A 14,728-nucleotide genomic window follows, 5' to 3' on the forward strand; every position below is an offset into this window, starting at 1 on the left:
TGGCGCGGGTGCATCGGGCGGCGACGGCCCGCCTCGCGCATGGATCGGAAGACGGCCGCAGGTCGTCGGGCCGACACGCGCTCCTCTGTCTTTCCATGCAGGCCTTGCGCCACCGGGTCTAGGCGGGTCGCAGATAGTCCGGCAGGCGCGGCGCGGCATGTCCTTCAGCGCCCCACCGGTCCGAGACGGTCATCCGTCCGGCACCGATCAGCTCCAGACATTTCGGGATCGCGCCGAACACCGCCTGCAGCGACAGCGCAATGGCGGCCGGCTGGCCGGGCAGGTTCACGATCAGCGACCGTCCCCGCACCCCCGCCGTCTGGCGCGAGAGGATCGCCGTCGGCGTCTGCTGCAGGCCGATCATCCGCAGAAGCTCGCCGAAGCCCGGCAACTCCTTCTCGATCACCCCGACCATTGCCTCGGGGGTGAGGTCGCGCGGCGAGGGGCCGGTGCCCCCCGTGGTGAAGACGAGCGCCGCTCCTTCCGTATCGCAGAGCTCGATCAGCGCCTCGCGCACCGTCTCGACCCCGTCGGGCACGATCCGGCGGAGGATCTCGTGCGGCGAGGTCACGGCGGTGGCGAGCCAGTCCGCGATGGCAGGACCGCTCAGGTCCTCGTAGTCGCCGCGGCTGGCGCGGTCCGAGGCGGTCACGATGGCGATCTTCACGTCGAGGCTCCTTCCCGTGGTCCCCGCCACTCTGGCGCGGGCGCGCGGCGCGGGAAAGCCCCCTGCGGACCGGTCCCGTCGTCGAGGGGGCAGGTCACCCCGTCGCCCATCGGTCGCCGCCGGACCCACATGCCCACGGGACCCCGCTGACGGAAGGGGCCGTTGCGATGCTGCACGGTCTGTGTGTCGAAGCCCGGAACACGCGCCTTGCCGAGCCTGCAGTGAGGAGGGGGACCATTGCACTCGCCCCGTCGCCCTCGTGCCGTCGCCGGAAGCCGTTGCTCGCCCGAACCCGGGCCGAGCGGGAACCGGCACGGCCGCGTGGTTGCACTCGGTACTTGCGGGCGGCCGCCGGCAGGCGACGCAGCCTTTGACCTGACGCGCGTGCCATTGCACCCTAGCCTCTGGCGCAAGGGGGAGGCCGGGACATGAAGATCACCGCAGCGGTGCTGGAGCGCGACGGGATCGCGGGAAACTATGCCGAGGAGCGGCCGCTCGCGGTGCGCGAGCTGGACCTCGAGGGGCCGGGGCCGGGCGAGGTGCTGATCCGCGTCGCGGCAGCCGGGATCTGCCATTCGGACCTGTCGGTCATCAACGGCACGCGGCGACGGCCCCTGCCGATGGTCCTCGGCCACGAGGCCTCGGGCTACGTCGAGGCGCTGGGGCAGGGTGTCCTTGATCTGGAGCCGGGCGACCACGTCGTCTGCATCTTCGCGCCGGGATGCGGCCATTGCACGCCCTGCGCCGAAGGTCGGCCCGCGCTCTGCGAGAAGGCCGCGCGCCATCATTCCGTGGGAGAGTTGATGACCGGTCACAGGCGCCTGTCGCGGGCGGGGCGTCCGGTCAACCATCACCTCGGCATCTCGGGGTTCGCGACGCATGCGGTGGTGGCGCGGCCCTCGCTCGTGCAGGTCCCGCGCGAGGTGCCGCCGCATGTGTCGGCACTCTTTTCCTGCGCGATGCTGACGGGTGCGGGCGCGGTCTTCAACACGGCGCAGATCCGGCCGGGCGCCAAGGTGGCCGTGGTGGGTCTGGGCGGCGTCGGGCTCTCGGCCATTCTCGGGGCGGCGGCGGCGGGCGCGGGCGAGATCGTGGCGATTGATCCGTTTCCCGCGAAGATGGAGGTAGCGCGCGCGATGGGCGCCACGATGGCGGTGCCCGCCGACGCCGATGCGGTCGCGGCGGTGCGCGACCTGACAGGCGGCGGCGTGGACTATGCCTTCGAACTCGCAGGCTCGGTCCGCGCGCTCGAGACCGCCTTCGCCGTCACTCGCCGCGGCGGCACGACCGTCACCGCGGGTCTGCCCCATCCCGACGACCGCATGGCGCTCGATGCGCTGAAGCTCGTGGCCGAGGAGCGAACGCTGAAGGGCAGCTATATCGGCTCCTGCGTGCCCCAGCGCGATTTGCCGCGGATGCTGTCCCTCCATCGGCGGGGACTGCTGCCGGTCGAGAAGATGCTGACCCACCGGCTGAAGCTCGACGAGATCAACCTCGCCATGGACCGGCTCGCCGAGGGCAGCGCCATCCGTCAGGTGGTGGAACCGGGCTGAGGCGGAAGCCCCCGAGGGATCCCGGAGGCACTGGCAGGTGGAGGAACCCGGCTGAGGCGAGAGGGCGCCCGGCGACCCGACCGCCTCTCCGGAGCCCGATCAGGCCTTGCTGCCGCCGACCGTCAGGCCGCCGATCATCAGCGTGGGCTGGCCCACGCCGACCGGCACCCACTGGCCCTGCTTGCCGCAGTTGCCGATGCCCGGGTCGAGCTTCATGTCGTTGCCGATGGCGCGGATCTGGCGCAGCGCCGTCGCGCCGTCGCCGATCAGCGTGGCGCCCTTGACCGGGGCGCCGACCTTGCCGTCCTTCACCAGATAGGCCTCGGTGCAGGAGAAGACGAACTTGCCGTTGGTGATGTCCACCTGCCCGCCGCCGAAGCCCACGGCATGGATCCCGTCCTTGAGGTCGGCCACGATGTCGGCAGGATCGGCCCCGCCTCCGAGCATGTAAGTGTTGGTCATGCGCGGCATGGGGATATGGGCATAGCTCTCTCGCCGGCCGTTGCCGGTCGAGGCCGCGCCCATCAGCCGGGCGTTCTGCCGGTCCTGCATGTAGCCCACGAGGATGCCGTCCTCGATCAGCACGGTCCGGTTCGACGGGGTGCCCTCGTCATCGACCGAGATCGAGCCTCGCCGGTCGGGGATCGTGCCGTCGTCGAGCACGGTGACGCCGGGCGCGGCGATCCGCTCGCCCATCAGCCCCGCGAAGGCCGAGGTCTTCTTGCGGTTGAAGTCGGCCTCGAGCCCGTGGCCGATGGCTTCATGCAGGAGGATACCGGGCCAGCCCGCGCCGAGCACGACATCCATGACGCCTGCGGGCGCGGGCACCGCCTCGAGGTTCACGGAGGCGATGCGCACCGCCTCGCGCGCGGCGGCCTGCCACCAGCCGGGCTCCATGAGCTTCGAAAGCCCGAAGCGTCCACCGCCGCCGAAGCTGCCCGACTCGCGCCGGCCGTTCTCCTCGACGATGACCGAGACATTCATGCGCACCATCGGCCGCACATCGGCAAGCCGCGCGCCCTCGGGTCGAAGGATCTCGACCTCCTGGATCCCCGCGCCGATCGTCGCCGAGACCTGGATGACCCGGCGATCGAGCGAGCGGGCATAGGCGTCGATCTCGCGCAAAAGCTCGATCTTCACCGGGAAGGCCGCATCGGTCATCGGGTCGGCATCGGCGTAGAGCTTCCGGTTCGTTCCTGCAGGGGGCGCTGCAAGAACGCCGCCCCCATCGCCCACGGCAAGGCGCGCCGTCTCGCAGGCCCGGTTCAACGCCCTTTCCGAGATCTCCGTCGAGTGGGCATACCCCGCCACCTCACCGCGCACGGCGCGCAGGCCGAAGCCTTCGGAGGCGTCGTAGCTGGCCGTCTTGACGCGGCCATCGTCGAGCACGAGCGACTCCGACCGGGACCGCTCGAGGAAGAGCTCGCCATCGTCCGCGCCCCGCGTCGCCTCGCGCAGAAGCGAAAGGGCGCGGGCCTCGTCCAGATGCGTCTCAAAGGGCCGGAAGGCCGAATCGGTCATGAATACTGTCCTTGATTCAGATCAAATGATGACGCTTTGACGCATCGTTTTCCTTGTCGTCGTGAAACTAATATGGTCTCAATCGGTTCAGGAACAACGGGAATCTGCCCGGTTTCCGGGCGGCGGACAGGCGGCGGCACGGCCGGCGGCAGCCAACGGGATCTGAACATGAGACATTCCACGACCTTGACCGGATGCGCTTCCTGGGCTGCGGGCCTTCTGGCCGCCGGAGCCGCAGCTGCCCAGGAGCAGAGCCTCGAGATCATCGGACGGCCGCTGCAGGGCGGCACGGGCTTCCAGCCGGCGGCGAGCCCGGTCGCCACGCAGGTGCACTGGCTCGACGGATTCATCCTCGTCATCATCAGCGCCATCACCATCTTCGTCACTCTCCTGATCGTCTATGCGGCCTGGCGCTTCCACGAGCGGCGGAACTCCGTCCCCGCGCGCTTCACCCACAATTCGCCGCTCGAGATCGCCTGGACCGTGGTTCCCATCGTGATCCTGGTGGCGATCGGGGCCTTCTCGCTGCCGGTCCTCTTCAACCAGCAGGAGATCCCCGAGGCGGACGTGACCGTGAAGGTCACCGGCTACCAGTGGTACTGGGGATATGAATATCCCGACGAGGAGGTCGCCTTCGAGAGCTACATGATCGGCTCCCCGGCCACGGGCGGCGACAACCGCCTGACGCCCGAGGTCGAGCAGCAGCTGGTCGAGGCGGGCTACAGCCGCGACGAGTTCCTGCTGGCGACGGACACGGCGATGGTCGTGCCGGTGAACAAGACGGTGGTGGTTCAGGTCACGGGCGCCGACGTCATCCACTCCTGGACGGTGCCGGCCTTCGGCGTGAAGCAGGATGCCGTCCCGGGCCGCCTTGCGGAACTGTGGTTCCGGGCCGAGCGCGAGGGGATCTACTTCGGCCAGTGCTCGGAACTCTGCGGCATCTCGCATGCCTACATGCCGATCACGGTGAAGGTCGTGTCCGAGGAGGCCTATGCCGCCTGGCTCGACCAGGCCCGCGGCGGCACCTACGAGCTGTCGGCGCTGAAGGCCTCGGGCGACTCCGGCACCGCAGTCGAATGAGGGCAGGAACACAGGGCGCCGCAGCCACGTTCGCCGTGAGGTCTTTCGAGTTGCCGCAGGGGAGGGTTCCATGACCGACGTCCGCATCACCGGTATCCCGAGGGAGGCGGGCTTCGGCGACTACGTGGCCCTGCTGAAGCCACGGGTCATGTCGCTCGTCGTCTTCACGGCGCTGGTGGGCCTTCTCGTCGCTCCGGTGGCGGTGCATCCGATGATCGCGCTGACGGGCATCCTCTTCATCGCCCTCGGGGCGGGCGCCTCCGGCTCGCTGAACATGTGGTGGGATGCCGATATCGACCGGGTAATGAAGCGTACCCGCAACCGTCCCATCCCCGCGGGCACCGTCGAGCCGGGCGAGGCGCTGGGGATCGGTCTCGCGCTGTCGGGCATCGCCGTGGTGATGCTGGGGCTGGCCGCCAATCTGCTGGCGGCGGGCCTGCTGGCCTTCACCATCTTCTTCTATGCTGTCGTCTATTCGATGTGGCTGAAGCGGACGACGCCGCAGAACATCGTGATCGGCGGCGCCGCCGGGGCCTTCCCACCGATGATCGGCTGGGCCGTCGCCACGGGGGGCGTCTCGCTCGAGTCGCTCTTCATGTTCGCGCTGATCTTCATGTGGACGCCACCGCACTTCTGGTCGCTCGCGCTCTTTATGAAGACCGACTATTCCGACGCGGGCGTGCCCATGCTGACCGTGACCCACGGACGGCGCGTCACGCGCGGGCATGTGCTGGCCTATGCACTGCTGCTTGCCCCGCTTGCCGTGGCGGGCGCCTTCACCGCGATCGGCGGGCCGCTTTACCTCGCCGTGGCGCTCGCGCTCAACGGCTGGCTCCTGCGGGGCGCGGTCCGCATCTGGCGCCGCGACGAGGCTGAGGCCGAGGCGGATCGCTACCGGGTCGAGAAGGGCTTCTTCCGCTTCTCGCTCTATTACCTCTTCCTGCATTTCGGCGCGATCCTCGCCGAGGCCGCGCTGAAACCCTACGGACTGGGAGGCTGGTGACATGACCATCCGTGCCGAACACGAGATCCACCGCCGCAGGCTGGGCCGGAACCTGGGTGTGGGCCTGACGCTCGTGGCCTTCATCCTCGTGGTCTTCGGGCTGACGGTGGCGAAGGTCTCACAGCTGGGCGAGCAGAATGCCTTCGCGCATGCTCCGCCCGGGGTGATCGCCCGATGAGCCTTTCGCCACAGCAGAAGACGGCGGGCCTGCTGCTCGGTGTGGTCGTGACGATGGGGGCTGCGTCCTTCGCCGCCGTGCCCTTCTACAGCTGGTTCTGTCGCGTGACCGGTTTCGGCGGCACCACCGCCACGGCGACGCAGGCACCGGACGAGGTGCTGGAACGCACCATCAAGGTGCGCTTCGACGCCTCGCGCGAGGCGGGGATGCCGTGGGAGTTCCGCCCCCTCCAGCGCGAGATGGAACTCAGGATCGGCGAGACGGGCCTTGCCTTCTACGAGGCCTACAACCCGACGAACCGCGCTGTTGCCGGCACGGCGAGCTACAACGTCACCCCGGATGCGGCGGGCGGATATTTCGCCAAGATCGCGTGCTTCTGCTTCACCGAGCAGGTGCTGGCGCCGGGCGAGCGGGTCGAGATGCCCGTGACCTTCTATGTCGATCCCGAGATCGTCAATGATCCGGACGGGCGCTATGTCCACCAGATCACCCTCTCCTACACGTTCCACGAGACTGCGCTGACCGAGGAGCAGGCTGCCCTTGCCGCCCGCCCCGCCGAGACCGACGTGAACTGATCCAGAGACGCCAACGGGGGGAACCATGGCCCACGCCAAGAACCACGACTACCACATCCTGCCGCCCTCGATCTGGCCGTTCATGGCCGCGGTCGGTGCCTTCGTCATGTTGTTCGGCGCAGTCCTCTGGATGCACGGCTCGGGTCCGTGGATGGGGCTGATCGGCCTCGTCGTGGTGCTCTACACGATGTTCGGCTGGTGGTCGGACGTCGTGGCCGAGAGCATCGAGGGCGACCACACGCCGGTCGTGCGTCTGGGGCTGCGCTGGGGCTTCATCCTCTTCATCATGTCCGAGGTCATGTTCTTCTCGGCCTGGTTCTGGAGCTTCTTCAAGCACGCGCTCTATCCGATGGGCCCGGAGAGCCCGGCCATCGACGGGATCTTCCCGCCGGAGGGGATCATTCCCTTCGACCCCTGGCACCTGCCGCTGATCAACACGCTGATCCTGCTCTGCTCGGGCTGCGCCGCGACCTGGGCGCACCATGCGCTCGTGCACGAGGACAACCGTCGGGACGTGAAATGGGGCCTGATCCTCGCCATCGGACTGGGCGTGCTATTCACCGCCTTCCAGGCCTATGAATACAGCCACGCGGCCTTCGGCTTCGCGGGCAACATCTATGGCGCTAACTTCTTCATGGCCACCGGCTTCCACGGCTTCCACGTCATCGTGGGGACGATCTTCCTGCTCGTCTGCCTGATCCGCGTCCAGCGCGGCCATTTCACCCCCGAGAAGCACATCGGCTTCGAGGCGGCGATCTGGTACTGGCACTTCGTCGACGTGGTCTGGCTGTTTCTCTTCGCCTCGATCTACGTCTGGGGCCAGTGAGGCCGGCGCGGGCGATCCTGCCGGACCGGTGAGCGGTGCTGTCGGCACGCCGTGCCGCTTGCACGGCGTGACGCGCGGAGGGCCGGGGCCCGAGGGTTGAGCCGCTGGCGGACAGGAAGCTGCGGCCCCGCGTCGGAACCCGGCCCTTGCCAGCCGCATTTCCTCGGATCAGAAAGCGCGGGCCGGGAGGCGCGCGCTTTTTCCATCAAGGACCTGCCCCATGATCCGCCGCATGATCCTGCCTCTCCTGTTCGGCCTGATCGGGGCGGCGATCCTCGTCTCGCTCGGGCTCTGGCAGGTGCAGCGCCTTCACTGGAAGGAGGGCGTGCTGGCCGACATCGAGGCCCGCGTCGTGGCCCCGCCGGTCACGCTCCCCGAGCTGCCCGAGGCCGCGCGCGACCGCTACCTGCCGGTCACCGTCTCGGGGCGCTTCACGGGCGAGCACATCGACGTGCTCACCAGTCGCCGCGAAAGCGGCGCGGGCTACCGCGTGATCTCGGCCTTCGAGACGGAGGAGGGACGGCGCATCCTGATCGACCGTGGCTTCCTTCCGCAGGACGAACGCGGACTGCCGCGCACCGCCGTGGGCGCGGGCATTACCGGCAACTTGAACTGGCCCGAGGAGGTGGACGGCTTCACGCCCTCGCCCGATCCGGTCTCCGGCATCTGGTTCGCCCGCGACGTTCCCGCCATGGCCGAGGCGCTGGATACCGAACCGGTGCTCGTGGTCGCGGGCACGCCGACCGGAGACGGGATCGAGCCCTGGCCCGTCGGGACGGAAGGTATTCCCAACGACCATCTCGGCTATGCGGTGACGTGGTTTTCGCTTGCCGTCCTCTGGCTGGGGATGACAGTTCTGCTGCTCTGGCGTATCAGGCGTCGGACGGAATGAAGGCGGCAATGATGAACTATGTCTCGACACGCGGTGCGGCTCCGGTTCTCGGCTTCGGCGAGGCCATGCTGACGGGCCTCGCCCGGGACGGCGGCCTCTACGTGCCCGAGACGGTGCCGACCCTGACCGAGGCCGAGATCGCCGCCCTCGCGGGCCTGCCCTACGAAGAGGTGGCCTTCCGCATCATGCGGCCCTTCGTGGGCGACACGTTCTCCGACGACGAATTCCGCGGTCTGATCGCCACTGCCTACGAGGGCTTCGGACATGCCGCGCGCGCGCCGCTGGTGCAACTGGCGTCCGGCCACTTCCTGCTCGAGCTGTTCCACGGGCCGACCCTCGCCTTCAAGGACTTCGCCATGCAGCTGATCGGCCAGCTGTTCCAGGCGGCGCTGGCGAAGACGGGGCAACGCATCACCATCGTCGGCGCCACCTCGGGCGACACCGGCTCTGCCGCGATCGAGGCCTTCCGCGGCCTCTCGAATGTCGATGTCTTCATCCTCTTCCCGCACGGCCGTGTGTCCGAGGTGCAGCGCCGGCAGATGACCACGCCGGTTGAGGCGAACGTGCATGCGCTCGCCCTCGACGGCGACTTCGACGACTGCCAGGCGCGGCTGAAGGACATGTTCAACGACTTCGCCTTCCGCGACGCGGTGGGGCTCGCCGGGGTGAACTCGATCAACTGGGCGCGGGTTCTGGCGCAGGTCGTCTATTACTTCACCGCGGCCGTGGCCCTCGGCGCCCCGCACCGCGAGGTGAGCTTCACGGTGCCCACCGGCAATTTCGGCGACATCTTCGCGGGCTACATCGCGCGGCGCATGGGCCTGCCCATCGCCCGCCTCGTGGTGGCCACGAACCAGAACGACATCCTGCACCGTGCCCTCTCGACCGGTGCCTACGAGACCGAGGGGGTCACGCCCTCGATCAGCCCCTCGATGGACATTCAGGTCTCCTCGAACTTCGAGCGGGCGCTCTTCGACGCCTACGGACGTGACGGGGCGGCGGTGGCGGCGCTCATGGCGGAACTGAAGGAGGGCGGCTTCCGCATCTCCGAGAATGCGCTGGGCATGCTGCGCGACACTTTCGCCTCGGGCCGCGCCTCCGAGGAGGAGACGCTTGCCACCATCCGCGCCACCCATGCCGCGACGGGCGAGCTTCTCTGCCCGCATTCCGCCGTCGGCGTGAAGGTCGCGCAGGAGACCATGGGCCCCGAGCCGATGATCACGCTGGCCACCGCCCATCCCGCCAAGTTCCCCGATGCGGTCGAGCAGGCCACGGGCACCCGCCCGCCGCTGCCCGCCCGCATGGCCGATCTCTTCGACCGTCCCGAACGGGTGACGCGGGTCGGAAACGACCTTGTCGCCCTCGAAACCCTCATTCGCGAAAGGACCGGGCGTTGACCGTCCTCCTCGACACACTCCCGAACGGCTTCCGCATCGTCACCGAGGCCATGCCGGGCCTCCACTCGGCCTCCATCGGGATCTGGATTACCGCCGGCGGACGGCACGAGCGGCCGGAGCAGAACGGAATCGCGCATTTCCTTGAGCACATGGCCTTCAAGGGCACGAAGCGGCGCACCGCGTTGCGCATCGCCGAAGAGATCGAGGACGTGGGCGGCTACATCAACGCCTATACCTCGCGCGAGATGACGGCCTATTACGCCCGCGTGCTCGAGGCGGATACCGGCCTCGCGCTGGACGTGATCGCCGACATCGTGCTGAACCCGGTCTTCGATCCGAAGGAGATCGAGATCGAGCGCCACGTCATCCTGCAGGAGATCGGCCAGGCGCTCGATACGCCCGACGACATCATCTTCGACTGGCTGCAGGAGGTCTCCTATCCCGGCCAGTCCTTCGGCCGCACCATCCTCGGCCCCGAGGAGCGGGTGTCGTCCTTCGGGCGCGACGACCTCGTGCGCTTCGTGGGCGAACACTACGGCCCTGACCACATGATCCTCGCCGCCGCGGGCGGCGTGGATCATCAGAAGATCCTCGAGCAGGCGCAGGCGCTCTTCGGCCACCTGAAACCGGTGGGCCAGCCGCCGATGCAGCGGGCCGATTTCCTCGGCGGCGAGCGGCGGGAACTGAAGTCGCTCGAGCAGGTCCATTTCGCCATGGCCTTCGAGGCGCCGAGCTACCGCGCGCCCGACGTCTATGCCGCGCAGGTCTATGCCATGGCGCTGGGCGGTGGCATGTCCTCGCGCCTGTTCCAGAAGGTGCGGGAGGAGAGGGGCCTCTGCTACTCGATCTTCGCGCAGTCCGGGGCCTACGAGGACACGGGGCAGATCACGATCTATGCGGGCACCTCGGCCGAGGAGGTCGCGGATCTCGCGGGTCTGACCATCGACGAGCTGCGCCGCTCCACCGGAGACATGTCCGAGGCCGAGGTCGCGCGCGCCCGCGCGCAGCTCAAGGCGGGATTGCTGATGGGGCTGGAGAGCCCCTCGAGCCGGGCCGAGCGTCTGGCGCGTCTGCTGGCCATCTGGGGACGGGTGCCGGGGCTGGACGAGGCCGTCGAGAAGATCGATGCGGTGACCGTGGGCGCGGTGCGCGACTATGCCGAGCGCATGGCACAGTCCCGTTCGGCGCTCGCGCTCTACGGGCCGGCTGAACATGCCCCCGCGCTTCAACAGATCCGCGAGCGGCTGGCCGCCTGATGCTCGGACTGCGCCGGAAGGTCCGGATCGAGACGGAGCGCATGACGCTGCGCCTTCCTCAGCATTCCGACTGGCGCGACTGGGCGGCGCTCCGGGCAGAGAGCGCCACCTTCCTGACCCCCTGGGAGCCTGTCTGGTCCTCGGATCACCTGAGCCGGAAGGCCTTTACCAACCGCGTCTACTGGGCCACCCGCGCCGAGAGCCAGGGGACGGCGCTGCCGCTGCTCCTCATCCGGCGCGAGGATCAGGCGCTGCTCGGCGCGATCACGCTCGACAACATCCGCCGGGGACCGGCGCAGTCCGGAACGCTCGGTTACTGGGTCGGCCGTCCCCACGCGCGGCAGGGTTACATGCGCGAGGCCATCCAGGGACTGGTGCACCATGCCTTCACCCTGATGGACATGAGCCGCATCGAGGCCGCCTGCCTGCCCGAGAATGCCGCCTCGCGCGGGGTGCTGGAAACATGCGGCTTCAAATACGAGGGTGTGGCGCAGAGCTACCTGCAGATCGCGGGTCGGTGGCGCAACCATGTGCTCTATGCGAACCTCCGCGGTGATCGGCGAGGGCGGACGGGCGCCGGCTGACGGCGCCTGCCGGTCGCACGCGCGGCGGGTGCTGACGGATGCAGGGGAACCGAAGAACGGGGGGCCTTGCGCCCCCCGAACCCCCGCAGGATATTTTCCCGAGAATGAAGGCAGGTATCGGTCTCGCGCAGGTCGGGTGGCGCGACATGTCCGGAAGAGTTGGCGACGCGGGCGCCAAGCCCCGGAAGATCAGGGACGGTTCTGACGCAGGTTTGAACGGCCGCTCGGGTTCGGGCTGCTAGGCTTGCCTCCGGAGGTGCCGCCCATGATCAGAACCGCCCTCGCGACCCTCGCCCTTGCCATGCCCCTTACCGCCGGAGCGCAGGAGCGAAAGCCCAGCCACTGCATCGCCCTGGCCGAGGGGCCCGAGCGGGTGATGCAGGCGGCCTTCGGCGACCCGCTGGAAGAGGACCGGGTCCGCATCCGCTACGTCAACCATGCGACCTTCCTGATCGAGACGCCGGGCGGTCTGGTCGCCGCGACCGACTATACCGGGATGCTCGGCCAACGGGACGTGGTGCCCGACGTCGCCACGATGAACAACGCGCATTCAACCCACTGGACCGACTTTCCGGATCCGCGCATCCCGCACCTGCTGCCCGGGTGGAAGGATGGCGGGCGGGCCGAGCATCATCTCGACCTCGGCGAGATGCTGGTCCGGAACGTCCCGACCGACGTCCGCTCGCGCTGGGGCGAGGAGGGCAGCCGCAAGGACGGCAACTCGATCTTCGTCTTCGAGGTTGCGGGACTCTGCATCGGCCATCTGGGCCACCTCCACCACGAGCCGGATGCCGGCCAGTACGCCACGCTCGGCCGGCTCGACGTGCTGATGGTGCCGGTGGATGGCGGCTACACCGTCAATCTCGAGACGATGCAGAAGGTGGTGCGGCGGTTGCGCTCCTCGGTGGTACTGCCGATGCACTGGTTCTCGGGGCGCTCACTGGAGATCTTCCTGTCCAACATGGAAGCCGAGTTCGAGGTGGTGAGGCTCGAGGGGCCGGAGCTGGAGCTTTCGCTGGCCTCGTTGCCGCGGCGACCGACGATCATGGTGCTTCAGCCTGCCTGGGTGGACTGAGCCGGGACCCGGGGGTAGAGAGGCCCCGGAGGTGCCCATGCTGAACCCCGCCGACGATGCCTTCCTTACCTCTCTCGCCGGACGCCTGCCTCCGGACCGGCTGATCCCGCCCGAACCGCGCCACCTGAGCGAACCGCGCGGCCGTCACCACGGCCAGGCCGGTGCCGTGGCCCTTCCGCGAACGACGCAGGAGGTGGCCGCCATCGTCGCGGCCTGTGCCGAGGCGCGTGTGGGCATCGTGCCGCTGGGCGGCGGGACAGGTCTCGTGGGCGGGCAGGTGGCCGGCGCGGGGCTGCTGCCCCTGCTGCTGTCGCTCGAACGGATGAACGGGCTGCGCGGCATCTTCCCCGACGAGAACGTGATCCTCGTAGAGGCGGGCATGATCCTCGCCGATGTGCAGGCCGCGGCCGAGGCTGCCGGGCGGATGTTCCCGCTGTGGCTTGCCTCGGAAGGCTCCTGCCGGATCGGCGGCAACCTTGCCTGCAATGCCGGGGGCACGGCGGTGCTGCGCTACGGCAATGCCCGCGACCTCTGCCTCGGGATCGAGGCGGTGCTGCCGGACGGATCGGTCCATCACGGGCTGAAGCGGCTGCGGAAGGACAACACCGGCTACGACCTGCGCCACCTGCTGATCGGGGCCGAGGGCACCCTGGGCATCATCACCGCAGCAAGCCTGAAGCTGGTGCGCCCGCCCGCGGCCGAGGGGGCGGCCCTGATGGCCGTGCGCGATCCGGCCGCGGCGCTCGACCTGCTGGGCCGGGCGCAGCGGCGCCTCGGGCCGCTGGTGACGGGATTCGAGCTCATGCACCGGCAGGGTCTCGACTTCCTGGCCGAGACGATGCCCGGCCTGCGCCAGCCCTTCGCCGAGCCGCCCGACTGGATGGTGCTGGTGGATCTGGGCCTTGCCGAGGGTATGGATCCGGCGGCGGAACTGGAGGCGCTCTTCGCCGAGGGGCTGGAGGCCGGGCTGGTCTCGGACGGGCTCGTGGCGCAGTCGGGCACGCAGCGCGAGCAGTTCTGGGCGATCCGCGAGAGCATTCCGGAGGGCAACCGACGGATCGGCTCGATCGCCAGCCACGACATCGCCCTGCCGCTGAGCGAGATCCCGCGGTTCATCCCGGAGGCCCGGACCGCCCTCGGGCAACTGGCCGATGTGCGGATCAACTGCTTCGGCCATCTCGGCGACGGCAACCTGCATTACAACATCTTCCCGGCGCAGGGCCGGACGCGCGAGGATTACGACGCGCTCCGCGGCGAGATCACCCGTACCGTCCATGATCTTGTCCATGCTGCGGGCGGATCGATCAGCGCCGAGCACGGGATCGGGCGGCTGAAGGTGGAGGAGCTGGAGCGTTACGGGGATCCCGCCAAGCTGGCCGCCATGCGGGCCATCAAGACGGCACTCGATCCTCACGGGATCCTGAACCCCGGCGCGGTCCTGAAAGCGCCGCAAAACTAGATGCCCCGCCGGATCCGCCGGCGGGGCGAGGCTGGGGGTTATGGTCACCATGCAAGCAGCAACCGGCTCACCCGGCCTCTCCGCTCTAGCGCGATTCCCCTAACGGCGGGTTAAGGACGAAGCTCAGAGCCCCTCGAAGGAGCAGAGCGCGTGGACCTCCATCCCGAGGTCCTCGAGCTTCCGGCGCCCGCCGAGGTCGGGCAGGTCCACGACGAAGGCACAGCCCACGACCTGTCCGCCCAGCTGCTCTATGAGCTTGATCCCGGCCTCGGCCGTCCCGCCGGTGGCGAGGAGATCGTCCACCAGCAGCACCTTCTCGCCCGGCTGGATCGCGTCGTCGTGCACCTCGACCACCGCCTCGCCGTATTCCAGCTTGTAGCTGACCGAGACCGTGGCGCCCGGCAGCTTGCCCTTCTTGCGGATCGGCACGAAGCCCGTGGAAAGCTGGTGCGCCACCGCGCCCCCGAGGATGAAGCCGCGCGCCTCGAGCCCGGCCACCTTGTCGAAGCGCATCCCGGCATAGGGCGCGAGAAGCTGGTCGATGGCGATGCGGAAGCCGCGCGGATCGGCGAAGAGCGTGGTCACGTCGCGGAAGAGGATCCCCTCGTGCGGGAAGTCGACGATCGTGCGGATGTAGTCGCGGACGGATTTGTGCGTCATCG

The 14,728-nt window shown here is 69.0% G+C and carries 15 protein-coding genes; 12 read left to right on the forward strand and 3 right to left on the reverse strand.

Translation table 11 applies throughout. From position 1 onward, the window contains the following. Positions 1-118: 118 nt before the first annotated feature. Positions 119-667, reverse strand: a complete 549-nt coding sequence (mog, locus tag ACTVZP_RS15615; RefSeq protein ID WP_443213092.1) for a molybdopterin adenylyltransferase — start codon at positions 665-667, stop codon at positions 119-121. A gap of 428 nt (positions 668-1,095) precedes the next feature. Here mog and ACTVZP_RS15620 point away from each other — a divergent pair, with 428 nt between their 5' ends. Then, positions 1,096-2,220, forward strand: a complete 1,125-nt coding sequence (locus ACTVZP_RS15620) for a zinc-binding dehydrogenase (RefSeq protein ID WP_443213093.1) — start codon at positions 1,096-1,098, stop codon at positions 2,218-2,220. A 99-nt stretch (positions 2,221-2,319) separates the two neighbouring features. Here ACTVZP_RS15620 and tldD read toward each other — a convergent pair whose 3' ends face one another. Beyond that, on the reverse strand, positions 2,320-3,741 hold the full coding sequence (gene tldD, locus ACTVZP_RS15625) for a metalloprotease TldD (RefSeq protein ID WP_443213094.1): 1,422 nt from the start codon (positions 3,739-3,741) through the stop codon (positions 2,320-2,322). Positions 3,742-3,909: 168 nt separating this feature from the next. On the opposite strand from tldD, the gene coxB reads away from it, so the two are divergent. From coxB to ACTVZP_RS15680, 11 genes are all read left to right on the forward strand, one after another. Beyond that, positions 3,910-4,821 carry a cytochrome c oxidase subunit II gene (gene coxB / locus ACTVZP_RS15630; protein ID WP_443213095.1) on the forward strand — a complete coding sequence of 304 codons (912 nt, stop codon included), beginning with the start codon at positions 3,910-3,912 and terminating at the stop codon, positions 4,819-4,821. 70 nt (positions 4,822-4,891) lie between these two features. After that, on the forward strand, positions 4,892-5,824 hold the full coding sequence (gene cyoE / locus ACTVZP_RS15635; protein ID WP_443213096.1) for a heme o synthase: 933 nt from the start codon (positions 4,892-4,894) through the stop codon (positions 5,822-5,824). Between the two features lies 1 nt (position 5,825). Beyond that, a complete protein-coding gene (locus tag ACTVZP_RS15640; RefSeq protein WP_443213097.1) occupies positions 5,826-6,002 on the forward strand; it encodes a hypothetical protein in 177 nt (58 codons plus the stop codon). Next, positions 5,999-6,577 carry a cytochrome c oxidase assembly protein gene (locus ACTVZP_RS15645; protein WP_443213098.1) on the forward strand — a complete coding sequence of 193 codons (579 nt, stop codon included), beginning with the start codon at positions 5,999-6,001 and terminating at the stop codon, positions 6,575-6,577. The genes ACTVZP_RS15640 and ACTVZP_RS15645 overlap by 4 nt, the downstream gene beginning before the upstream one ends. 25 nt (positions 6,578-6,602) lie before the next feature. Continuing rightward, positions 6,603-7,403, forward strand: a complete 801-nt coding sequence (locus ACTVZP_RS15650) for a cytochrome c oxidase subunit 3 (protein ID WP_443213099.1) — start codon at positions 6,603-6,605, stop codon at positions 7,401-7,403. A 220-nt stretch (positions 7,404-7,623) separates the two neighbouring features. Beyond that, a complete protein-coding gene (locus tag ACTVZP_RS15655) occupies positions 7,624-8,295 on the forward strand; it encodes an SURF1 family protein (protein ID WP_443213100.1) in 672 nt (223 codons plus the stop codon). An 11-nt stretch (positions 8,296-8,306) separates the two neighbouring features. Beyond that, positions 8,307-9,692 carry a threonine synthase gene (gene thrC, locus ACTVZP_RS15660; protein WP_443213184.1) on the forward strand — a complete coding sequence of 462 codons (1,386 nt, stop codon included), beginning with the start codon at positions 8,307-8,309 and terminating at the stop codon, positions 9,690-9,692. After that, positions 9,689-10,948 (forward strand): M16 family metallopeptidase, encoded by a 1,260-nt coding sequence (locus tag ACTVZP_RS15665; protein WP_443213101.1) that lies wholly within the window; start codon positions 9,689-9,691, stop codon positions 10,946-10,948. The genes thrC and ACTVZP_RS15665 overlap by 4 nt, the downstream gene beginning before the upstream one ends. Continuing rightward, positions 10,948-11,532, forward strand: coding sequence for a GNAT family N-acetyltransferase (locus ACTVZP_RS15670; protein ID WP_443213102.1), 585 nt, complete (start codon positions 10,948-10,950; stop codon positions 11,530-11,532). The genes ACTVZP_RS15665 and ACTVZP_RS15670 overlap by 1 nt, the downstream gene beginning before the upstream one ends. Positions 11,533-11,797: 265 nt before the next feature. Beyond that, positions 11,798-12,607 (forward strand): MBL fold metallo-hydrolase, encoded by an 810-nt coding sequence (locus tag ACTVZP_RS15675; RefSeq protein ID WP_443213103.1) that lies wholly within the window; start codon positions 11,798-11,800, stop codon positions 12,605-12,607. Between the two features lie 37 nt (positions 12,608-12,644). Next, the gene (locus ACTVZP_RS15680) at positions 12,645-14,066 is read left to right on the forward strand and encodes an FAD-binding oxidoreductase (protein WP_443213104.1); all 1,422 of its coding nucleotides are present in this window, start codon (positions 12,645-12,647) and stop codon (positions 14,064-14,066) included. 123 nt (positions 14,067-14,189) lie between these two features. On the opposite strand, the gene ACTVZP_RS15685 is transcribed toward ACTVZP_RS15680, so the two are convergent. Next, positions 14,190-14,726, reverse strand: a complete 537-nt coding sequence (locus ACTVZP_RS15685) for an adenine phosphoribosyltransferase (RefSeq protein ID WP_443213105.1) — start codon at positions 14,724-14,726, stop codon at positions 14,190-14,192. Positions 14,727-14,728 lie beyond the last annotated feature (2 nt).

This window comes from Rhodobacter sp. NSM (genome assembly GCF_052244495.1).
Classification (GTDB): domain Bacteria; phylum Pseudomonadota; class Alphaproteobacteria; order Rhodobacterales; family Rhodobacteraceae; genus Cereibacter_A.